This is a genomic window from Lentzea chajnantorensis (genome assembly GCF_054300775.1).
In genome coordinates, this window is record NZ_JBSDZT010000002.1 from 1682701 (window position 1) to 1699952 (window position 17252).

Genomic DNA, 17252 nt, shown 5'->3' on the forward strand with positions numbered 1-17252 from the left:
TGGACCGGGCACCATGACACTTCAACAGGGGCGGAGCGCGCCAAGAGGCTGTAACAGGCCTCATCCGAGGCACCGCACCGCAGCGGTTACGAGAAGCAGAGGAACGGCAAGCCATCATGGCGGGACAAAAGATCCGCATCCGGCTCAAGGCCTACGACCACGAGGCGATCGACGCGTCTGCGCGCAAGATCGTTGAGACCGTGACGCGCACCGGCGCTCGGGTTGTCGGGCCCGTGCCGCTGCCCACTGAGAAGAACGTGTACTGCGTCATCCGCTCGCCGCACAAGTACAAGGACTCGCGCGAGCACTTCGAGATGCGCACGCACAAGCGGCTGATCGACATCCTCGACCCGACGCCGAAGACGGTTGACGCGCTCATGCGCATCGACCTGCCGGCCAGCGTCGACGTCAACATCCAGTAAGCGTTGGGCGCGGAGAGTAACGGACCAATGTCTGACAGGCAGATGAAGGGCATCCTGGGCACCAAGCTCGGCATGACTCAGGTCTTCGACGAGAACAACCGGGTCGTCCCGGTGACCGTCGTCAAGGCTGAGCCCAATGTCGTGACCCAGGTTCGCACCGAAGAGAAGGACGGCTACACCGCCGTCCAGCTGGCGGCCGGCGCGATCGACCCGCGCAAGGTCAACAAGCCCGTCGCGGGCCACTTCGCCAAGGCCGGGGTCACGCCCCGTCGCCACCTGGTGGAGCTGCGCACGGCGGACGCCGGCGAGTACACGGTCGGCCAGGAGATCACCGCTGAGGTGTTCGAGGCCGGCGCTGTTGTCGACATCACCGGCACCAGCAAGGGCAAGGGCACCGCGGGTGTCATGAAGCGCCACAACTTCCGGGGTCTCGGCTCCAGCCACGGCACCCAGCGCAAGCACCGCTCGCCGGGTTCCATCGGCGGCTGCGCCACCCCGGGTCGCGTCTTCAAGGGTCTGCGCATGGCCGGCCGCATGGGCCACGAGCGCGTGACGACCCAGAACCTGAAGGTGCACAAGATCGACGTGGAGAACGGCCTGCTGCTCATCAAGGGCGCGGTTCCCGGTCCCAAGGGCGGTCTGGTGTTCGTCAAGACTGCTGCGAAGGGTGGTGCCTGATGTCGACGGTTGAGATCCGTACGCCGGACGGCAAGTCCGCCGGCACGGTCGAGCTTCCCCTCGGCTGTTTTCGACGCGCAGGCGAACGTCGCGCTGCTGCACCAGGTCGTCGTGGCCCAGCAGGCCGCCGCGCGCCAGGGCACGCACTCGACGAAGACCCGCGGCGAGGTGTCCGGTGGTGGCAAGAAGCCGTACCGCCAGAAGGGCACCGGTCGTGCCCGCCAGGGTTCGACGCGTGCGCCGCAGTTCGCCGGCGGTGGCGTCGTCCACGGCCCGCAGCCGCGCGACTACTCGCAGCGGACGCCCAAGAAGATGAAGGCCGCCGCTCTGCGCGGTGCCCTCTCCGACCGGGCCCGCGCCAACCAGGTGCACGTCGTGTCCGGCCTGGTGGACGGGGACACCCCGTCGACCAAGTCCGCGCGCAAGGTCCTGGAGTCGGTCACCCAGGCCCGTCGCGTCCTCGTGGTGCTCAACCGCACCGACGAGGTCTCGTGGGTCAGCGTGCGCAACCTGCAGCACGTGCACGTGATCGCGCCCGACCAGCTCAACACCTACGACGTGCTCGTCAACGACGACGTGGTGTTCACCAAGGACTCGCTCGACGTGTTCCTCGCCAGCAAGGCCCAGTCGGGTTCTGGCTCGGCTGAGGCCACGGCGACCGTGGTGGACGAGGAGGCCTCGAAGTGATCCCCGACCACAGGGACATCTTGCTCGCGCCGGTGATCTCCGAGAAGTCCTACGGACTGCTCGAGGAGAACAAGTACACCTTCCTGGTGGCGCCGGGTTCGAACAAGACCCAGATCAAGATCGCCGTGGAGAAGGTCTTCGGCGTGAAGGTCGTCAGCGTCAACACCATCAACCGGCAGGGCAAGCGCAAGCGCACCCGCACCGGGTTCGGCAAGCGCAAGGACACGAAGCGCGCGATCGTGACGCTGTCGGCTGACAGCAAGGCGATCGAGATCTTCGGCGGCCCTGCCGCCTGATGACGAGGACTGCGTAGAGATGGGCATTCGCAAGTACAAGCCGACGACTCCCGGTCGTCGCGGTGCGAGCGTCTCCGACTTCGCCGAGATCACTCGGTCGACTCCGGAGAAGTCGCTGATCCGCCCGCTGCACAAGCTGGGTGGCCGCAACGCCTCGGGCAAGATCACCACGCGGCACAAGGGTGGCGGTCACAAGCGGGCTTACCGCCTGATCGACTTCCGCCGCAACGACAAGGACGGCATCCCGGCCAAGGTCGCTCACATCGAGTACGACCCCAACCGCACCGCCCGCATCGCGCTTCTGCACTACGCCGACGGCGAGAAGCGCTACATCATCGCCCCGGAGAAGCTCAAGCAGGGTGACACGGTTGAGAACGGCCCCAAGGCCGACATCAAGCCGGGCAACAACCTGCCGCTGCGCAACATCCCGGTCGGTTCCGTGATCCACGCGATCGAGCTCCGCCCCGGCGGCGGCGCGAAGATGGCGCGCTCGGCCGGTGCCTCGGTCCAGCTCGTGGCCAAGGACGGTCCGTACGCCCAGCTGCGCCTCCCCTCGGGTGAGATCCGCAACGTGGACGTGCGCTGCCGCGCCACGCTCGGCGAGGTCGGCAACAAGGACCACCAGAACATCAACTGGGGCAAGGCCGGCCGCATGCGGTGGAAGGGCAAGAAGCCCACCGTCCGCGGTGTCGCGATGAACCCGGTCGACCACCCGCACGGTGGTGGTGAGGGCAAGACCTCCGGTGGTCGCCACCCGGTCAACCCGGCTGGTAAGCCCGAGGGTCGTACCCGCCGCCGCAAGCCAAGCGACAAGCTCATCGTCCGGCGTCGTCGCACCGGTAAGAAGCGCTGAGCAGGGAGGGAGTGAAGGATGCCTCGCAGCCTTAAGAAGGGTCCCTTCGTCGACGACCACCTGCTCAAGAAGGTGGACGTTCAGAACGAAGCGGGCAAGAAGACCGTCATCAAGACGTGGTCCCGCCGGTCCACGATCATCCCGGACATGCTGGGTCACACCATCGCGGTGCACGACGGCCGCAAGCACGTCCCGGTGTTCGTGACCGAGGCCATGGTCGGGCACAAGCTGGGCGAGTTCGCCCCGACCCGGACCTTCAAGGGCCACATCAAGGACGACCGGAAGTCTCGTCGCCGCTAGGCGCCGAACTGAGAAGAGCAAGGGAAAAGCAGCGATGAACGCCCGTAAGGACGCTGAGGCGCAGGAGTTTCCGCGCGCCGTGGCTCGGGCTCGTTACGTTCGCGACACCCCCATGAAGGTGCGTCGCGTCATCGAGCTCATCAAGGGTCGTAACGCCAGCGAGGCCCTGGCCGTGCTCCAGTTCGCGCCCCAGGCCGCCTCTGAGCCGGTCGCGAAGGTGCTCGCCAGCGCCATGGCCAACGCCGAGAACAACCTGTCCCTGGACCCGTCCACCCTCTGGGTGTCGGTGGCCTACGTGGACGAGGGTCCGACCCTCAAGCGTTTCCGCCCGCGTGCCCAGGGCCGCGCGTACCGGATCCGCAAGCGGACGTCGCACATCACCATCGAGGTGGAGTCGCGTCCGAAGAAGACCAGCGCGAAGGGAACCCGGTAGTGGGCCAGAAGATCAACCCGCACGGCTTCCGGCTGGGGATCACCACCGACTGGAAGTCCCGCTGGTACGCCGACAAGCAGTACGCCGAGTACGTGGCGGAGGACGTCAAGATCCGCCGCCTGCTCGGCAAGGGCATGGAGCGTGCCGGCATCTCCAAGGTGGAGATCGAGCGGACCCGTGACCGGGTGCGCGTCGACATCCACACCGCCCGGCCGGGCATCGTCATCGGCCGCCGCGGTGCCGAGGCGGACCGCATCCGCGGTGAGCTGGAGAAGCTCACCAAGAAGCAGGTCCAGCTGAACATCCTCGAGGTCAAGAGCCCCGAGTCGGACGCGCAGCTCGTGGCACAGGGTGTCGCCGAGCAGCTGTCCAACCGCGTCGCCTTCCGGCGCGCGATGCGCAAGGCCATCCAGTCGGCCATGCGTTCGCCGCAGGTCAAGGGCATCCGCGTGCAGTGCGGCGGTCGCCTCGGCGGCGCCGAGATGTCCCGCTCGGAGCACTACCGCGACGGCCGCGTGCCGCTGCACACGCTCCGCGCCAACATCGACTACGGCTTCTTCGAGGCCCGCACCACGTTCGGCCGCATCGGCGTGAAGGTGTGGATCTACAAGGGCGACATCGTCGGTGGCATCTCGGCCAAGCGCGCGCTCGACGCGGCCCCGGCTCAGGGAGCCGACCGCGCCCCGCGCCGCGACCGCGGCGAGCGTCCGAACCGGGCCCGTCGCTCGGGTGCCAGCGGCACCACCGCGACGAGCACCGAGGCCGGCCGTGCCGCAGCTGACGCCACGGCGTCGGCCGAGGCCCCGGCTGCTGCAGAGAAGACGGAGAGCTGAGTCATGCTCATCCCTCGTAGGGTCAAGCACCGCAAGCAGCACCACCCCAAGCGGTCGGGTGCTGCCAAGGGCGGCACGAAGGTCACCTTCGGTGAGTACGGCATCCAGGCTCTCGAGCCGGCCTACGTCACCAACAGGCAGATCGAGTCCGCTCGTATCGCCATCACGCGCCACATCCGTCGTGGCGGCAAGGTCTGGATCAACATCTTCCCGGACCGTCCGCTGACGAAGAAGCCGGCCGAGACCCGCATGGGTTCCGGTAAGGGTTCGCCGGAGTGGTGGGTGGCCAACGTCAAGCCGGGTCGCGTCCTCTTCGAGATGGCCTTCCCGAACGAGCAGGTGGCCCGCGAGGCTCTTCGCCGCGCGATCCACAAGCTCCCGATGAAGTGCCGCATCGTTACGCGTGAGGGTGGTGAGTTCTGATGGCAGCGGGTACCACCGCTTCTGAGCTGCGTGAGCTCACCGAGGAAGAGCTCGTGCTGCGTCTGAAGGAGTCGAAGGAAGAGCTCTTCAACCTTCGCTTCCAGATGGCCACGGGCCAGCTCGACAACAACCGGCGGCTGCGCACGGTCCGGCACGAGATCGCCCGGATCTACACCGTGATGCGGGAGCGGGAGCTCGGGCTCTCCGTCACGCCGGATTCCACTGGTGAGGGTGCGGCATGACCGAAAGCAACGAAGTCCAGACCGAGAAGCGCAACGACCGCAAGGTCCGCGAGGGCCTCGTCGTGTCCGACAAGATGGACAAGACGATCGTCGTGGCGCTCGAGGACCGCAAGAAGCACCCGCGTTACTCCAAGATCATGCGCTCCACCACCAAGGTGAAGGTGCACGACGAGGAGAACGCGGCGGGCGTCGGCGACCGCGTCCTGCTCATGGAGACCCGGCCTCTGTCGGCGACCAAGCGCTGGCGGCTCGTCGAGATCCTCGAGAAGGCCAAGTAAGTCCTTTCTAGACAGACCGAGCCCGTCGGGTCGGAAATCCGGCGGGCCAGGAATGGTCAGGAGCAGGTAAGTGATTCAGCAGGAGTCGCGGCTTCGTGTCGCCGACAACACCGGTGCGAAGGAGATCCTTTGCATCCGTGTTCTCGGTGGTTCGGGCCGCCGCTACGCGGGCATCGGCGACATCATCGTCGCGACCGTCAAGGACGCGATCCCCGGTGCCGGCGTGAAGAAGGGTGACGTCGTCAAGGCCGTCATCGTCCGCACCGTCAAGGAGCGCCGTCGCGCGGATGGCTCGTACATCCGCTTCGACGAGAACGCCGCCGTGCTCATCAAGAACGACAACGAGCCGCGCGGTACCCGCATCTTCGGCCCGGTCGGCCGCGAGCTGCGCGACAAGAGGTTCATGAAGATCATCTCGCTGGCTCCGGAGGTGCTCTGACCATGAAGGTGAAGAAGGGCGACACGGTCGTCGTAATCGCCGGCAAGGACAAGGGCGCGAAGGGCAAGGTCATCCAGGCCTACCCGGAGACCGGCAAGGTCCTGGTCGAGGGCGTCAACCGGATCAAGAAGCACACCAAGATCACGCAGACCCAGCGGGGCGCGCAGTCGGGTGGCATCGTGACCCAGGAAGCCCCGATCAACGTCTCCAACGTGATGGTGGTCGACTCGGACGGCAAGCCGACCCGCGTTGGTTACCGTACGAACGACGAGGGCAAGCGGGTCCGCATTTCCCGTCGTAACGGGAAGGACATCTGATCATGACTACCGCAGAGAAGATCATCCCGCGGCTCAAGACGCGCTACCGCGACGAGGTCAAGGGCGAGCTGCAGAAGCAGTTCTCCTTCGCCAACGTGATGCAGATCCCCGGCGTCGTCAAGGTCGTCGTCAACATGGGTGTCGGCGACGCCGCCCGTGACGGCAAGCTGATCGACGGTGCCGTCAAGGACCTGTCGATCATCACCGGCCAGCGTCCCGAGATCCGTCGGGCCCGCAAGTCCATCGCGCAGTTCAAGCTGCGCGAGGGCATGCCGATCGGCGCGCGCGTCACGCTGCGCGGCGACCGCATGTGGGAGTTCCTCGACCGCCTGCTGACGATCGCTCTCCCGCGCATCCGCGACTTCCGCGGACTCTCGGGCAAGCAGTTCGACGGCAACGGCAACTACACGTTCGGTCTGAACGAGCAGTCGATGTTCCACGAGATCGACCCCGACTCGATCGACCGTCCCCGCGGCATGGACATCACCGTCGTCACCACCGCCACGAACGACGAGGAGGGCCGGGCGCTGCTGAAGCTCCTGGGCTTCCCGTTCAAGGAGAACTGAGTCGATGGCCAAGAAGGCGTTGATCAACAAGGCCGCGAAGAAGCCGAAGTTCAAGGTCCGGGGCTACACCCGGTGCCAGCGTTGCGGCCGCCCCCACGCGGTGTTCCGCAAGTTCGGCCTCTGCCGGATCTGCCTGCGCGAGATGGCTCACCGCGGTGAGCTGCCTGGCGTGAGCAAGTCCAGCTGGTAATTCAGAGCACCATTACTTCGCTGTAGGCCCGCACGCGACCGTCCTGGCCCCTTCACGGGGGCCAGGTCTGGACCCCGAGCGGTGAACCGCAGCGAGAAAGGTTGACCAGGTCACCATGACGATGACCGACCCGATCGCAGACATGCTCACTCGTCTGCGCAACGCGAACTCGGCTTACCACGACAAGGTCGTGATGCCGCACTCGAAGCTGAAGGCCAACATCGCCGAGATCCTCAAGCGCGAGGGCTACATCGCCTCGTACCGCGACGAGGAGGGCGAGGTCGCGAAGAACCTCGTCGTCGAGCTGAAGTACGGCCCGAACCGGGAGCGCAGCATCGCCGGCCTCCGCCGCGTGTCGAAGCCCGGCCTGCGCGTGTACGCGAAGTCCACCGGTCTGCCCCGAGTTCTCGGTGGCCTCGGTGTGGCGATCATTTCGACCTCTGGTGGTCTCATGACCGACCGCCAGGCCAACAAGGCAGGCGTGGGCGGAGAAGTCCTCGCCTACGTTTGGTAAGGGGGAGTAGACATGTCGCGCATCGGTAAGCAGCCGATCATTGTCCCCTCCGGGGTCGACGTGAACATCGCCGGTCAGGACGTGAGCATCAAGGGCCCCAAGGGCACCCTGACGCTGACGATCGCTGAGCCGATCAGCCTGGAGAAGGCTGAGGACGGCACTCTCGAGGTCAAGCGCCCGAACGACGAGCGCCGCAACCGCGCGCTCCACGGCTTGTCGCGCACGCTGGTGCACAACATGGTCGTCGGTGTGACCCAGGGTTACGAAAAGAAGATGGAAATCCACGGCGTCGGTTACCGCGTCGCGCTCAAGGGCTCTGAGCTTCGAGTTCGCGCTCGGTTACTCCCACCCCGTCAAGGTCGAGGCCCCCGCGGGCATCACCTTCGCGGTGGAGACCCCGACCCGCTTCTCCGTCTCGGGTATCGACAAGCAGCTGGTCGGTGAGGTCGCCGCCAACATCCGCAAGCTGCGCAAGCCCGACCCGTACAAGGGCAAGGGCGTCCGCTACTCGGGCGAGAAGATCCGTCGCAAGGTCGGAAAGACGGGTAAGTGACATGAGCGAGTCGACTGTTACGAAGCGCAAGCCGGTGGGCAAGGACATCTCCACCAGGCGTCGTGTTGCCAAGGCCCGTCGCCACTTCCGCCTCCGCAAGAAGGTCAACGGAACGGCCGAGCGCCCGCGCCTGGTCGTGCACCGTTCGTCGAAGCACATCACCGTGCAGATCATCGACGACCTGAAGGGCCACACGGTCGCGTCCGCTTCCTCCATGGAGGCCGACGTCCGTGCCCTGGAGGGCGACAAGAAGGCCCGCGCGGCCAAGGTCGGCCAGCTGGCCGCGGCCCGTGCCAAGGACGCCGGTGTCACGGCGGTCGTGTTCGACCGCGGCGGCAACGCGTACCACGGCCGGATCGCTGCTCTGGCGGATGCCGCTCGCGAGGCGGGGCTGGAGTTCTGACAATGATCATCACTGGAATTGAGAGGGACGCCTGATGCCAGGACGTACGCGTCGCGAAGGCGGCGGGGGCGAGCGCGGAGAGCGCCGCGACCGTCGTGACGGCGGCCGCGGCGGCGCGGCCCAGGAGAAGACCCCGCACCTCGAGCGCGTGGTTGCGATCAACCGCGTGTCCAAGGTGGTCAAGGGTGGTCGTCGCTTCAGCTTCACCGCCCTCGTGGTGGTGGGCGACGGCGACGGCATGGTCGGCGTCGGCTACGGCAAGGCCAAGGAAGTTCCCGCGGCCATCGCCAAGGGTGTCGAGGAAGCGAAGAAGAACTTCTTCCGCGTGCCTCGCATCGCCGGCACCATCCCGCACCCGGTGCAGGGTGAGAAGGCCGCCGGTGTGGTCCTGCTGCGTCCGGCCTCGGCCGGTACCGGTGTCATCGCGGGTGGCGCCGTCCGCGCCGTCCTCGAGTGCGCCGGCGTGCACGACGTGCTGTCGAAGTCGCTCGGCTCCGACAACGCGATCAACATCGTGCACGCGACCGTGGCGGCCCTCAAGGGCCTGCAGCGTCCCGAAGAGGTCGCGGCCCGTCGTGGCCTGCCCCTCGAGGACGTCGCCCCCGCCGGCATGATCCGCGCTCGCGCGGGCCAGGGGGTGTGATCATGGCTCAGCTGAAGATCACGCAGGTTCGCAGCACCATCGGTACCAAGCACAACCACCGCGAGTCGATGCGCACCCTCGGGCTGCGCAAGATCCGCCAGTCGGTCGTGCGTGAGGACACCCCCCAGGTGCTCGGCCTGATCCACGCCGTGCGCCACCTGGTGGTTGTTGAGGAGGTCCAGTCGTGACCATCAAGATTCACGACCTGCGTCCTGCCCCCGGGGCCAAGACCGCCAAGACCCGCGTCGGTCGTGGTGAGGGCTCCAAGGGCAAGACCGCCGGCCGCGGTACGAAGGGCACGGGCGCTCGCAAGAACGTCTCGCCGCGCTTCGAAGGTGGCCAGATGCCGCTCCAGATGCGGCTGCCCAAGATGAAGGGCTTCAAGAACCCGTTCCGCACCGAGTACCAGGTCGTGAACGTCTCCGACATCGCTGCCTCGTTCCCCGAGGGCGGTTCGGTCGACGTCGCCGCGCTGGTGCTGGCCGGGCTGGTCCGCAAGGGCTCGCTCGTCAAGGTGCTGGGTGACGGTGAGGTCAGCGTCAAGCTCGACATCACCGCGAACAAGTTCTCCAAGACCGCTGTGGAGAAGATCGCTGCTGCGGGTGGGACGACCACGGTCGCCTGATCCGCGGGACTGTCTGAAGGGCCTCGGGGCGTTGCCCCGGGGCCCTTCGGCGTTTCCGGGGGACGTGGCCGCGAGCGCGGTGGCGGTGACGGCGACGTCGGCGCGGAACCGCTCGCGGAGGGCCTTGACGCCTCGCCTTCGGCGTCGGCTGGGCCGGCGCGGCCCGATCGTGCTGCGGCGCGACTCCGCGGCCCGACCGTGGTGCAACCCGACCGTGGTGCGGTGCGGCTCGGCAGCGCGACGCGGTGCGGCGCGATTCGGCGCGCGTGCGGGGTTCTGCGAACAGCTGAACTTTCCGCCCGATCGGAGGGAACACGAAGAGTGGTGTGGACGTTCCGCCGGGTCTGTTCTGGCTGCTGGTAGCACGGATTGTCCGGGTTCGGTACCCCGAAAGGACCAGTGGACCGGGCAGAGATCAACCGAGTTGAACCTGTGATTGGCCACTGGGTACGACCAGGTGGTGGGGGGCTGTTAGTGTTGCGGGCTGAACCCGGATGTCCTCCGGGTTGCTTGGTCGTGGCTACCTACCTCGGCCCTGCCATCTACCGCATGCGCCGGTCCCTGGGGGTCGGCAACGCTCAGGAGGTTCGCGTGCTCGGCGCATTCCGCTCGGCTCTCGCGACGCCGGATCTACGCAAGAAGATCCTCTTCACGCTCGGGATCATCATTGTGTACCGGCTTGGTGCGACCATGCCCGCGCCGGGCGTGTCCTTCAAGAACGTGCGGGCGTGTGCCGAGCAGCTCGAAGGCCAGAACATCTACTCGCTGATCAACCTGTTCAGCGGTGGTGCGTTGCTCAACCTGTCGGTGTTCGCGCTGGGGATCATGCCCTACATCACCGCGAGCATCATCATCCAGCTGCTCACCGTGGTCATCCCGCGGTTCGAGCAGTTGAAGAAGGAAGGGCAGGCCGGGCAGGGCAAGCTCACGCAGTACACCCGCTACCTCACGATCGGGCTGGCGATCCTGCAGTCCACCGGTCTGGTGGCGCTGGCGGTGCGCGGGCAGCTGTTCGGCGAGTGCGACCAGGACGTCATCCCCGGCAAGGACAGCATCTTCACGCTGATCGTGCTGGTCATCACGATGACGGCCGGTACCTCGGTCATCATGTGGCTGGGTGAGCTGATCACCGAGAAGGGCATCGGCAACGGCATGTCGTTGCTGATCTTCACCGGCATCGCCGCCCGCATCCCGGCCGAGGGCAAGAACATCTGGGACAAGGACCAGTCGCGGATCACCTTCGTCCTCGTCATCATCGCCGCTCTGATCATCATCGCGAGCGTCATCTACGTCGAGCAGGCGCAGCGCCGCATCCCGGTGCAGTACGCCAAGCGCATGATCGGTCGCCGCATGTACGGCGGCACCTCGACCTACCTTCCGTTGAAGGTGAACCAGGCCGGCGTCATCCCGGTCATCTTCGCCTCGTCGCTGCTCTACCTGCCGGACCTGATCGTCCGCCTCACGAACTCCACGGGTGAGCCCAACTGGTTCACCACGTTCGTGCAGACCTACCTGGTCAAGCAGTCGAGCTGGGTGCACATCAGCGCGTACTTCCTGCTGATCGTCTTCTTCACCTACTTCTACGTCGGCATCACGTTCAACCCGGACGAGCGCGCTGACGAGATGAAGAAGTTCGGTGGCTTCATCCCCGGCATCCGTCCCGGTCGCCCGACCGCCGAGTACCTCAAGTTCGTCCTGGGCCGCATCACGCTGCCCGGTTCGCTCTACCTCGGCATCGTGGCGATCCTGCCGAACCTGTTCCTCGACATCACCAGCGAGGGCCAGAACCAGAACTTCCCGTTCGGCGGTACCGCGGTTCTGATCATGGTCGGTGTCGGTCTCGACACCGTGAAGCAGATCGAGAGCCAGCTCATGCAGCGCAATTACGAAGGGTTCCTCCGCTAGTGCGACTTGTTCTCGTTGGCCCGCCGGGTGCGGGCAAGGGCACTCAGGCCGAGGTGCTGAGCACCAAGCTCGGCGTGCCGCACATCTCGACGGGCGACCTCTTCCGGTCACACATCAGCAACCAGACCGAGCTCGGGCTGGAGGTGCAGAGCATCCTCGACGAGGGCGCTCTCGTACCGGACAGCATCACGAACGAGATGGTGCGCAAGCGCTTGGCCGAGTCCGACGCCACGGACGGGTTCCTGCTCGACGGGTTCCCGCGCAACGTGGCGCAGGCCGACAAGCTCGCTGAGTTCCTCTCGGTCGACGGACACGGGCTCGACGCGGTGCTGGAGTTCCGGGTCGACGAGGACGTCGTGGTGGAGCGGTTGCTGGCGCGCGGGCGCACGGACGACAAGGAAGAGGTCATCCGGCACCGGCAGCAGGTGTACCGCAACGAGACCGCGCCGCTGCTCGACTACTACGCGGACAAGGTCATCACCATCGACGCCGTCGGTGAGATCGACGAAATCAGTGAGCGGGCCCTCGCTGCGCTGCACGCGCTGCGCGGCGAGAAGTGACCGGTGGACTGCTCGACCGACTCCGGTCTCTAGTTTCCCCAGGCAGTGAACGCATGATCGAGATCAAGACCCGCGGCCAGCTGGAGGCCATGCGCGCCTCCGGCCTGGTCGTGGCCAGGGCCCTGCGCAACGTCGTCGACGCGGTCAAGGTCGGTGTCTCCACGCAGGAGCTCGACGAGATCGCGGAGCAGACGATCCGCGACGCCGGCGCCGTCCCGTCGTTCAAGGGCTACCACGGGTTCCCCGCGAGCATCTGCGCCTCCGTGAACGAGCAGATCGTCCACGGCATCCCCAGCAGCAAGCAGGTGCTCGCCGAGGGCGACCTCATCTCCATCGACTGCGGTGCCATCCTCGACGGCTGGCACGGCGACTCGGCGGTCACCGTGGGCGTCGGCGAGCTCTCGCCGGCCGACCACCGGCTCTCCGAGGCGACCAGGCTGTCGATGCTCGCGGGCATCGAGGCCGCGGTGCCCGGCGGGAAGCTCACCGACATCTCGTTCGCCATCGAGTCCTCGGCGATCGAGTCCGGTGAGCGCGACGGCATCGAGTACGGCATCGTCGCGGACTACGGCGGCCACGGCATCGGCACCAAGATGCACATGGACCCGTTCCTGCCGAACTACGGCAAGCCCGGCAAGGGCCCGCGCCTGAAGGTCGGCATGGCCATCGCGATCGAACCGATGCTCACGCTCGGCTCCGACGACTCCCAGGAGCTGGACGACGGCTGGACCGTCGTCACGCTCGACGGGACGCGGGCCGCGCACTGGGAGCACTCGGTCGCCATCACCGAGGACGGCCCCTGGGTGCTCACCGCGCCCGAGGAGTGACCCGGCAGCACCACGAACGTCTCCGGCACGGCCCCCGTCTCCACGCGAGGCGGGGGCCGTGCCGTTGTCGCGCCCCGAGTGGCGAGCGGGCCGCCGTCGGACCTGAGCTCCGGTCCCGCGCTCGTCGATGCAGCTCAGCGGTGTTCCAGCGACACCGCGCACAGGCGGCGCGGCACTGTTCAGCGGGGCGCACGGGGCCCGATTTGGGTTGCCGGGGTGAACTGCGTACACTGGTCAGGTGGCGCACCCGTAGCGCCGGTTCTGTCGTGCCCTTCAAGGTGAGATCGAGCCGGGCCGAAACGCGTCCAAAGGTTATTATCACCGTCACGAAACGCGGAGGACATGGGCAAGAAGGACGGGGCCATTGAGGTCGAGGGCCGCGTAGTCGAGCCGCTCCCCAACGCGATGTTCCGCGTCGAGTTGGAGAACGGTCACAAGGTACTCGCGCACATCAGCGGCAAGATGCGTCAGCACTACATCCGCATCCTCCCTGAGGACCGGGTTGTCGTGGAGCTCTCGCCCTACGACCTGTCCCGCGGGCGCATCGTCTACCGCTACAAGTGACCTCCAATAGCAGGAGACTTCAGGCGTGAAGGTCCAGCCGAGCGTCAAGAAGATCTGCGACAAGTGCAAGGTGATCCGCCGTCACGGCCGGGTCATGGTGATCTGCGAGAACCTGCGCCACAAGCAGCGCCAGGGCTGAGCAGCTCCACCACGCGCTCGTCGAGACCTTCGATGACGCAGTAACGAGAAACTCCTCGCACCTGCCGCACGCAGGGCTTCAAGCGTGCGGACACCCCCGGATTCCAGGCCGGGGCCGGGACACCGGCTGTGAGAGCAGCCGGAACGACACAGCGAGTCAGTCGCCGGAACTGGGCGAGGAGCAGACCTGGAAGTAATCGACAGGAGTTAACCGCCACATGGCACGACTCGCTGGCGTCGACCTCCCCCGCGAAAAGCGGATGGAGATCGCGCTCACCTACATCTTCGGCATCGGCCGCACCCGTTCCAAGGAGGTGCTGGCCGCCACGTCGATCTCGCCCGACCTCCGGGTGAAGGATCTGACGGACGACGACGTCGCCACCCTGCGGGACTACATCGAGAACAACTTCAAGGTCGAGGGTGACCTCCGTCGCGAGGTCGCGGCCGACATCCGTCGCAAGATGGAGATCGGCTGCTACGCGGGTCTTCGGCACCGTCGCGGCCTGCCCGTTCGCGGGCAGCGCACCAAGACGAACGCTCGTACCCGCAAGGGTCCGAAGAAGACCGTGGCCGGCAAGAAGAAGGCCGGCAAGAAGTAAGACCTCGGGTCTGCTGCCCTCAACTTAGGAGTTTGTTTTGCCACCGAAGTCCCGCACGGGCGCCGGGGTCAAGAAGATCCGGCGCAAGGAAAAGAAGAACGTCTCGCACGGCCAGGCGCACATCAAGAGCACGTTCAACAACACCATCGTGTCCATCACGGACCCGATGGGCAACGTGATCTCGTGGGCGTCCGCCGGCCACGTCGGCTTCAAGGGTTCTCGCAAGTCCACGCCGTTCGCGGCGCAGATGGCTGCCGAGAACGCCGCCCGCAAGGCCGCAGAGCACGGCATGCGCAAGGTGGACGTGTTCGTCAAGGGTCCCGGCTCCGGCCGTGAGACCGCGATCCGTTCGCTGCAGGCCGCCGGTCTCGAGGTCGGCACCATCCAGGACGTGACCCCGCAGCCCCACAACGGCTGCCGCCCGCCCAAGCGGCGCCGGGTCTGAGGCACGGGGAGGAGTAAGAACTAATGGCTCGTTACACGGGACCCGCGACGCGCATCTCGCGTCGCCTGAAGGTCGACCTCGTTGGTGGGGACCAGGCCTTCGAGCGCCGTCCGTACCCGCCCGGCCAGCACGGCCGCGGCCGGGTCAAGGAGTCCGAGTACCTGCTGCAGCTCCAGGAGAAGCAGAAGGCTCGCTACACCTACGGCGTTCTTGAGCGGCAGTTCGTCCGCTACTACAAGGAAGCGGTTCGCCGCCCCGGCAAGACCGGCGAGAACCTGCTCCAGATCCTCGAGGCCCGCCTCGACAACGTGGTGTACCGCGCGGGCCTCGCCCGCACGCGTCGCCAGGCCCGTCAGCTGGTCGCTCACGGTCACTTCCTGGTCAACGGCCACAAGGTGAACATCCCGAGCTACCAGGTGTCGAAGTTCGACATCATCGACGTGAAGCCGAAGTCCATGCCGACGCTGCCCTTCGAGGCTGCTCGCGCGTCCTTCGGTGACCGCCCGATCCCGGCTTGGCTGCAGGTCGTCCCCTCGAACCTGCGCATCCTCGTGCACCAGCTGCCCGAGCGCGCGCAGATCGACACGCCTGTCACCGAGCAGCTCATCGTCGAGCTCTACTCGAAGTGATCCTCTCCGGGCGACTGTCCCTCGTGGACGGTCGCTCGGGTCGGGTCCCGCATCGGCGCGAAGGGTGTGCCGAGTGCGTTTGCCGGTCTCCGCACCGGCGTCGTGACGGCGTCAAATAGCGGGCGTCGTTGTAGAAAGGTTGAACCCAGTGCTGATTTCCCAGCGCCCCTCGCTCGGCGAGGAAGCGGTCTCCGAGACCCGTTCCCGGTTCGTCATCGAACCGCTGGAGCCGGGCTTCGGCTACACGCTCGGCAACTCGATCCGCCGCACGCTGCTCTCGTCGATCCCCGGTGCTGCTGTCACGAGCATCCGCATCGACGGCGTGCTGCACGAGTTCACCACGGTTCCCGGGGTGAAGGAGGACGTCACCGACGTCATCCTGAACCTGAAGGAGCTCGTCGTCTCGTCCGAGGAGGACGAGCCGGTGACCATGTACCTGCGCAAGCAGGGCCCCGGTGTGGTGACCGCGGGCGACATCGTGCCTCCGGCCGGTGTCACCGTGCACAACCCCGACCTGCACATCGCGACCCTGAACGGCAAGGGGAAGCTGGAGATCGAGCTCGTCGTCGAGCGCGGTCGCGGCTACGTCCCGGCTGTCCAGAACAAGCAGGCGGGCGCCGAGATCGGCCGCATCCCCGTCGACTCGATCTACTCGCCGGTTCTCAAGGTGACGTACAAGGTCGAGGCGACGCGTGTTGAGCAGCGGACGGACTTCGACAAGCTGATCCTCGACGTGGAGACCAAGCCCTCGATCACCCCGAGGGACGCGGTTGCCTCCGCGGGCAAGACCCTGGTGGAGCTGTTCGGCCTCGCTCGCGAGCTGAACATCGACGCCGAGGGCATCGAGATCGGCCCGTCGCCGGCCGAGGCCGACACCATCGCCGCGTTCGCGATGCCGATCGAGGACCTGGACCTCACCGTCCGGTCCTACAACTGCCTCAAGCGGGAAGGCATCCACACCGTCGGCGAGCTGGTTTCGCGCAGCGAAGCGGACCTGCTGGACATCCGCAACTTCGGTGCGAAGTCGATCGACGAGGTCAAGATGAAGCTCGTCGGCCTCGGCCTCGCGCTGAAGGACTCGCCTCCTGGGTTCGACCCGTCCGCCGCCGCGTCGGACTACCACCCGTCCGACACGGGCTGGGGTGCCGGCGCAGGCCTGGACCCCCACGACGACGGCCAGGACTACGCGGAGACCGAGCAGCTCTGAGGCTCTGAACCAGAGCTAGAGGATCGCAACAGTTACAGGAGTAAGCGATGCCCACCCCTACCAAGGGCCCCCGGCTCGGTGGGTCCCCGGCGCACGAGCGGCTGCTGCTCGCCAACCTGGCGACTGCGCTGTTCGAGCACGGCCGGATCAAGACCACTGAGGCGAAGGCGAAGCGGCTGCGTCCGTACGCCGAGAAGCTCATCAGCAAGGCGAAGGTCGGCGACCTGCACAACCGCCGCGAGATCATGAAGTTGATCCGCGACAAGGACGTCGTGCACAAGCTGATCGCCGAGATCGGTCCGTTCTTCAGCGACCGTTCCGGTGGCTACACCCGCATCACCAAGACGCTGGCGCGCAAGGGCGACAACGCCCCCATGGCCATCATCGAGCTGGTGCAGCAGAAGCTCGTCTCCACCGAGGCCGAGGCTGCGCGCAAGACCAAGTTCGCCAAGGACGAGAAGCCGGCCGCCGCCGAGGCCCCGGTCGTCGAGGCGGACGACGAGGTGAAGGACCAGGACGCCGACGCGCCCGAGTCCGCCACCAAGGACGCCGCCGCGGAGCCCGCTGAGGGTGCCGTCGAGGTTGACGGCGAGCCGTCGGCCGAGGACGTCAAGGCGGAAGAGGCCAAGGACGAGTCCGCCAAGGACAAGTCCTGAGTCTGACCGCTGACGAGCCCGCCGTTC

29 protein-coding genes and 2 pseudogenes are annotated in these 17252 nt (G+C 66.6%); all 31 read left to right on the forward strand.

Annotated features, from left to right (window positions below):
- Positions 1-116: 116 nt before the first annotated feature.
- The 31 genes and pseudogenes from rpsJ to rplQ all read left to right on the forward strand — a co-directional run bounded on the left by rpsJ (position 117) and on the right by rplQ (position 17225).
- The gene (rpsJ, locus tag ACVDFE_RS09070) at positions 117-422 is read left to right on the forward strand and encodes a 30S ribosomal protein S10 (RefSeq protein ID WP_003938093.1); all 306 of its coding nucleotides are present in this window, start codon (positions 117-119) and stop codon (positions 420-422) included.
- Positions 423-449: 27 nt separating this feature from the next.
- Positions 450-1100, forward strand: coding sequence for a 50S ribosomal protein L3 (rplC, locus tag ACVDFE_RS09075; protein WP_360395731.1), 651 nt, complete (start codon positions 450-452; stop codon positions 1098-1100).
- Positions 1100-1787 (forward strand): annotated as a pseudogene (gene rplD / locus ACVDFE_RS09080) (50S ribosomal protein L4). The gene rplC and the pseudogene rplD overlap by 1 nt, the downstream one beginning before the upstream one ends.
- Positions 1784-2083, forward strand: coding sequence for a 50S ribosomal protein L23 (gene rplW, locus ACVDFE_RS09085; protein ID WP_065915972.1), 300 nt, complete (start codon positions 1784-1786; stop codon positions 2081-2083). The pseudogene rplD and the gene rplW overlap by 4 nt, the downstream one beginning before the upstream one ends.
- A 19-nt stretch (positions 2084-2102) precedes the next feature.
- The gene (gene rplB, locus ACVDFE_RS09090; RefSeq protein ID WP_065915973.1) at positions 2103-2936 is read left to right on the forward strand and encodes a 50S ribosomal protein L2; all 834 of its coding nucleotides are present in this window, start codon (positions 2103-2105) and stop codon (positions 2934-2936) included.
- Between the two features lie 18 nt (positions 2937-2954).
- Entirely contained in the window at positions 2955-3236 is a 282-nt protein-coding gene (gene rpsS / locus ACVDFE_RS09095) for a 30S ribosomal protein S19 (RefSeq protein ID WP_030478300.1), read from the forward strand.
- Between the two features lie 34 nt (positions 3237-3270).
- Positions 3271-3669, forward strand: a complete 399-nt coding sequence (gene rplV, locus ACVDFE_RS09100; RefSeq protein WP_285643061.1) for a 50S ribosomal protein L22 — start codon at positions 3271-3273, stop codon at positions 3667-3669.
- Positions 3669-4502, forward strand: a complete 834-nt coding sequence (gene rpsC / locus ACVDFE_RS09105) for a 30S ribosomal protein S3 (RefSeq protein ID WP_360395734.1) — start codon at positions 3669-3671, stop codon at positions 4500-4502. The genes rplV and rpsC overlap by 1 nt, the downstream gene beginning before the upstream one ends.
- Before the next feature lie 3 nt (positions 4503-4505).
- On the forward strand, positions 4506-4925 hold the full coding sequence (gene rplP, locus ACVDFE_RS09110) for a 50S ribosomal protein L16 (RefSeq protein WP_030473461.1): 420 nt from the start codon (positions 4506-4508) through the stop codon (positions 4923-4925).
- Entirely contained in the window at positions 4925-5167 is a 243-nt protein-coding gene (rpmC, locus tag ACVDFE_RS09115; RefSeq protein ID WP_053733144.1) for a 50S ribosomal protein L29, read from the forward strand. Before rplP ends, rpmC begins: the two co-directional genes overlap by 1 nt.
- Positions 5164-5445 (forward strand): 30S ribosomal protein S17, encoded by a 282-nt coding sequence (rpsQ, locus tag ACVDFE_RS09120; RefSeq protein ID WP_089949051.1) that lies wholly within the window; start codon positions 5164-5166, stop codon positions 5443-5445. The genes rpmC and rpsQ overlap by 4 nt, the downstream gene beginning before the upstream one ends.
- 70 nt (positions 5446-5515) lie before the next feature.
- Positions 5516-5884 carry a 50S ribosomal protein L14 gene (rplN, locus tag ACVDFE_RS09125; RefSeq protein WP_089915281.1) on the forward strand — a complete coding sequence of 123 codons (369 nt, stop codon included), beginning with the start codon at positions 5516-5518 and terminating at the stop codon, positions 5882-5884.
- A 2-nt stretch (positions 5885-5886) separates the two neighbouring features.
- Positions 5887-6201 carry a 50S ribosomal protein L24 gene (gene rplX, locus ACVDFE_RS09130; RefSeq protein ID WP_045309812.1) on the forward strand — a complete coding sequence of 105 codons (315 nt, stop codon included), beginning with the start codon at positions 5887-5889 and terminating at the stop codon, positions 6199-6201.
- A gap of 2 nt (positions 6202-6203) precedes the next feature.
- A complete protein-coding gene (rplE, locus tag ACVDFE_RS09135) occupies positions 6204-6767 on the forward strand; it encodes a 50S ribosomal protein L5 (RefSeq protein ID WP_360395736.1) in 564 nt (187 codons plus the stop codon).
- Between the two features lie 4 nt (positions 6768-6771).
- Complete coding sequence (locus ACVDFE_RS09140; RefSeq protein WP_030473455.1) at positions 6772-6957, forward strand: type Z 30S ribosomal protein S14; 186 nt, start codon at positions 6772-6774, stop codon at positions 6955-6957.
- Between the two features lie 115 nt (positions 6958-7072).
- Positions 7073-7471, forward strand: a complete 399-nt coding sequence (rpsH, locus tag ACVDFE_RS09145) for a 30S ribosomal protein S8 (RefSeq protein WP_030473454.1) — start codon at positions 7073-7075, stop codon at positions 7469-7471.
- 12 nt (positions 7472-7483) lie between these two features.
- A pseudogene (gene rplF / locus ACVDFE_RS09150) lies at positions 7484-8024 on the forward strand (50S ribosomal protein L6).
- Position 8025: 1 nt separating this feature from the next.
- The gene (gene rplR / locus ACVDFE_RS09155) at positions 8026-8427 is read left to right on the forward strand and encodes a 50S ribosomal protein L18 (protein ID WP_360395738.1); all 402 of its coding nucleotides are present in this window, start codon (positions 8026-8028) and stop codon (positions 8425-8427) included.
- Positions 8428-8461: 34 nt separating this feature from the next.
- Complete coding sequence (rpsE, locus tag ACVDFE_RS09160; RefSeq protein WP_030473451.1) at positions 8462-9070, forward strand: 30S ribosomal protein S5; 609 nt, start codon at positions 8462-8464, stop codon at positions 9068-9070.
- 2 nt (positions 9071-9072) lie between these two features.
- Positions 9073-9258: a 50S ribosomal protein L30 gene (gene rpmD / locus ACVDFE_RS09165; RefSeq protein ID WP_045309828.1), complete on the forward strand. Its 186-nt coding sequence runs from the start codon at positions 9073-9075 to the stop codon at positions 9256-9258.
- Entirely contained in the window at positions 9255-9695 is a 441-nt protein-coding gene (rplO, locus tag ACVDFE_RS09170) for a 50S ribosomal protein L15 (RefSeq protein ID WP_360395741.1), read from the forward strand. The genes rpmD and rplO overlap by 4 nt, the downstream gene beginning before the upstream one ends.
- 591 nt (positions 9696-10286) lie before the next feature.
- A complete protein-coding gene (gene secY / locus ACVDFE_RS09175; protein ID WP_360396061.1) occupies positions 10287-11600 on the forward strand; it encodes a preprotein translocase subunit SecY in 1314 nt (437 codons plus the stop codon).
- Entirely contained in the window at positions 11600-12160 is a 561-nt protein-coding gene (locus ACVDFE_RS09180) for an adenylate kinase (RefSeq protein ID WP_360395742.1), read from the forward strand. Before secY ends, ACVDFE_RS09180 begins: the two co-directional genes overlap by 1 nt.
- A gap of 53 nt (positions 12161-12213) precedes the next feature.
- Positions 12214-12987 (forward strand): type I methionyl aminopeptidase, encoded by a 774-nt coding sequence (map, locus tag ACVDFE_RS09185; protein ID WP_458430188.1) that lies wholly within the window; start codon positions 12214-12216, stop codon positions 12985-12987.
- Between the two features lie 342 nt (positions 12988-13329).
- Entirely contained in the window at positions 13330-13551 is a 222-nt protein-coding gene (gene infA / locus ACVDFE_RS09190) for a translation initiation factor IF-1 (protein WP_005166804.1), read from the forward strand.
- Positions 13552-13576: 25 nt separating this feature from the next.
- Positions 13577-13690: a 50S ribosomal protein L36 gene (rpmJ, locus tag ACVDFE_RS09195; RefSeq protein WP_010148647.1), complete on the forward strand. Its 114-nt coding sequence runs from the start codon at positions 13577-13579 to the stop codon at positions 13688-13690.
- A gap of 217 nt (positions 13691-13907) precedes the next feature.
- The gene (rpsM, locus tag ACVDFE_RS09200; RefSeq protein WP_053733134.1) at positions 13908-14288 is read left to right on the forward strand and encodes a 30S ribosomal protein S13; all 381 of its coding nucleotides are present in this window, start codon (positions 13908-13910) and stop codon (positions 14286-14288) included.
- A gap of 37 nt (positions 14289-14325) precedes the next feature.
- Positions 14326-14733 carry a 30S ribosomal protein S11 gene (gene rpsK / locus ACVDFE_RS09205; protein ID WP_086669042.1) on the forward strand — a complete coding sequence of 136 codons (408 nt, stop codon included), beginning with the start codon at positions 14326-14328 and terminating at the stop codon, positions 14731-14733.
- A gap of 23 nt (positions 14734-14756) precedes the next feature.
- Positions 14757-15362 (forward strand): 30S ribosomal protein S4, encoded by a 606-nt coding sequence (gene rpsD / locus ACVDFE_RS09210; RefSeq protein WP_089915251.1) that lies wholly within the window; start codon positions 14757-14759, stop codon positions 15360-15362.
- 148 nt (positions 15363-15510) lie between these two features.
- Positions 15511-16569 (forward strand): DNA-directed RNA polymerase subunit alpha, encoded by a 1059-nt coding sequence (locus ACVDFE_RS09215; protein ID WP_053733132.1) that lies wholly within the window; start codon positions 15511-15513, stop codon positions 16567-16569.
- A gap of 47 nt (positions 16570-16616) precedes the next feature.
- Entirely contained in the window at positions 16617-17225 is a 609-nt protein-coding gene (gene rplQ, locus ACVDFE_RS09220; protein ID WP_458430189.1) for a 50S ribosomal protein L17, read from the forward strand.
- Positions 17226-17252: the final 27 nt, after the last annotated feature.

Bases quoted from the DNA above. Each gene is read 5' to 3' on its own strand.
- rpmC (WP_053733144.1), top strand. From the start codon at position 4,925: ATGGCAGCGGGTACCACCGCTTCTGAGCTGCGTGAGCTCACCGAGGAA.
- rplP (WP_030473461.1), top strand. From the start codon at position 4,506: ATGCTCATCCCTCGTAGGGTCAAGCACCGCAAGCAGCACCACCCCAAG.
- rplC (WP_360395731.1), top strand. From the start codon at position 450: ATGTCTGACAGGCAGATGAAGGGCATCCTGGGCACCAAGCTCGGCATG.
- rplB (WP_065915973.1), top strand. From the start codon at position 2,103: ATGGGCATTCGCAAGTACAAGCCGACGACTCCCGGTCGTCGCGGTGCG.
- rpmD (WP_045309828.1), top strand. From the start codon at position 9,073: ATGGCTCAGCTGAAGATCACGCAGGTTCGCAGCACCATCGGTACCAAG.
- rpsS (WP_030478300.1), top strand. From the start codon at position 2,955: ATGCCTCGCAGCCTTAAGAAGGGTCCCTTCGTCGACGACCACCTGCTC.
- infA (WP_005166804.1), top strand. From the start codon at position 13,330: ATGGGCAAGAAGGACGGGGCCATTGAGGTCGAGGGCCGCGTAGTCGAG.
- rpsE (WP_030473451.1), top strand. From the start codon at position 8,462: ATGCCAGGACGTACGCGTCGCGAAGGCGGCGGGGGCGAGCGCGGAGAG.
- rplQ (WP_458430189.1), top strand. From the start codon at position 16,617: ATGCCCACCCCTACCAAGGGCCCCCGGCTCGGTGGGTCCCCGGCGCAC.
- rpsJ (WP_003938093.1), top strand. From the start codon at position 117: ATGGCGGGACAAAAGATCCGCATCCGGCTCAAGGCCTACGACCACGAG.
- rpsM (WP_053733134.1), top strand. From the start codon at position 13,908: ATGGCACGACTCGCTGGCGTCGACCTCCCCCGCGAAAAGCGGATGGAG.
- map (WP_458430188.1), top strand. From the start codon at position 12,214: ATGATCGAGATCAAGACCCGCGGCCAGCTGGAGGCCATGCGCGCCTCC.
- rplX (WP_045309812.1), top strand. From the start codon at position 5,887: ATGAAGGTGAAGAAGGGCGACACGGTCGTCGTAATCGCCGGCAAGGAC.
- rpsH (WP_030473454.1), top strand. From the start codon at position 7,073: ATGACGATGACCGACCCGATCGCAGACATGCTCACTCGTCTGCGCAAC.
- rplE (WP_360395736.1), top strand. From the start codon at position 6,204: ATGACTACCGCAGAGAAGATCATCCCGCGGCTCAAGACGCGCTACCGC.
- rpsQ (WP_089949051.1), top strand. From the start codon at position 5,164: ATGACCGAAAGCAACGAAGTCCAGACCGAGAAGCGCAACGACCGCAAG.
- rpsD (WP_089915251.1), top strand. From the start codon at position 14,757: ATGGCTCGTTACACGGGACCCGCGACGCGCATCTCGCGTCGCCTGAAG.
- rplV (WP_285643061.1), top strand. From the start codon at position 3,271: ATGAACGCCCGTAAGGACGCTGAGGCGCAGGAGTTTCCGCGCGCCGTG.
- ACVDFE_RS09140 (WP_030473455.1), top strand. From the start codon at position 6,772: ATGGCCAAGAAGGCGTTGATCAACAAGGCCGCGAAGAAGCCGAAGTTC.
- rplR (WP_360395738.1), top strand. From the start codon at position 8,026: ATGAGCGAGTCGACTGTTACGAAGCGCAAGCCGGTGGGCAAGGACATC.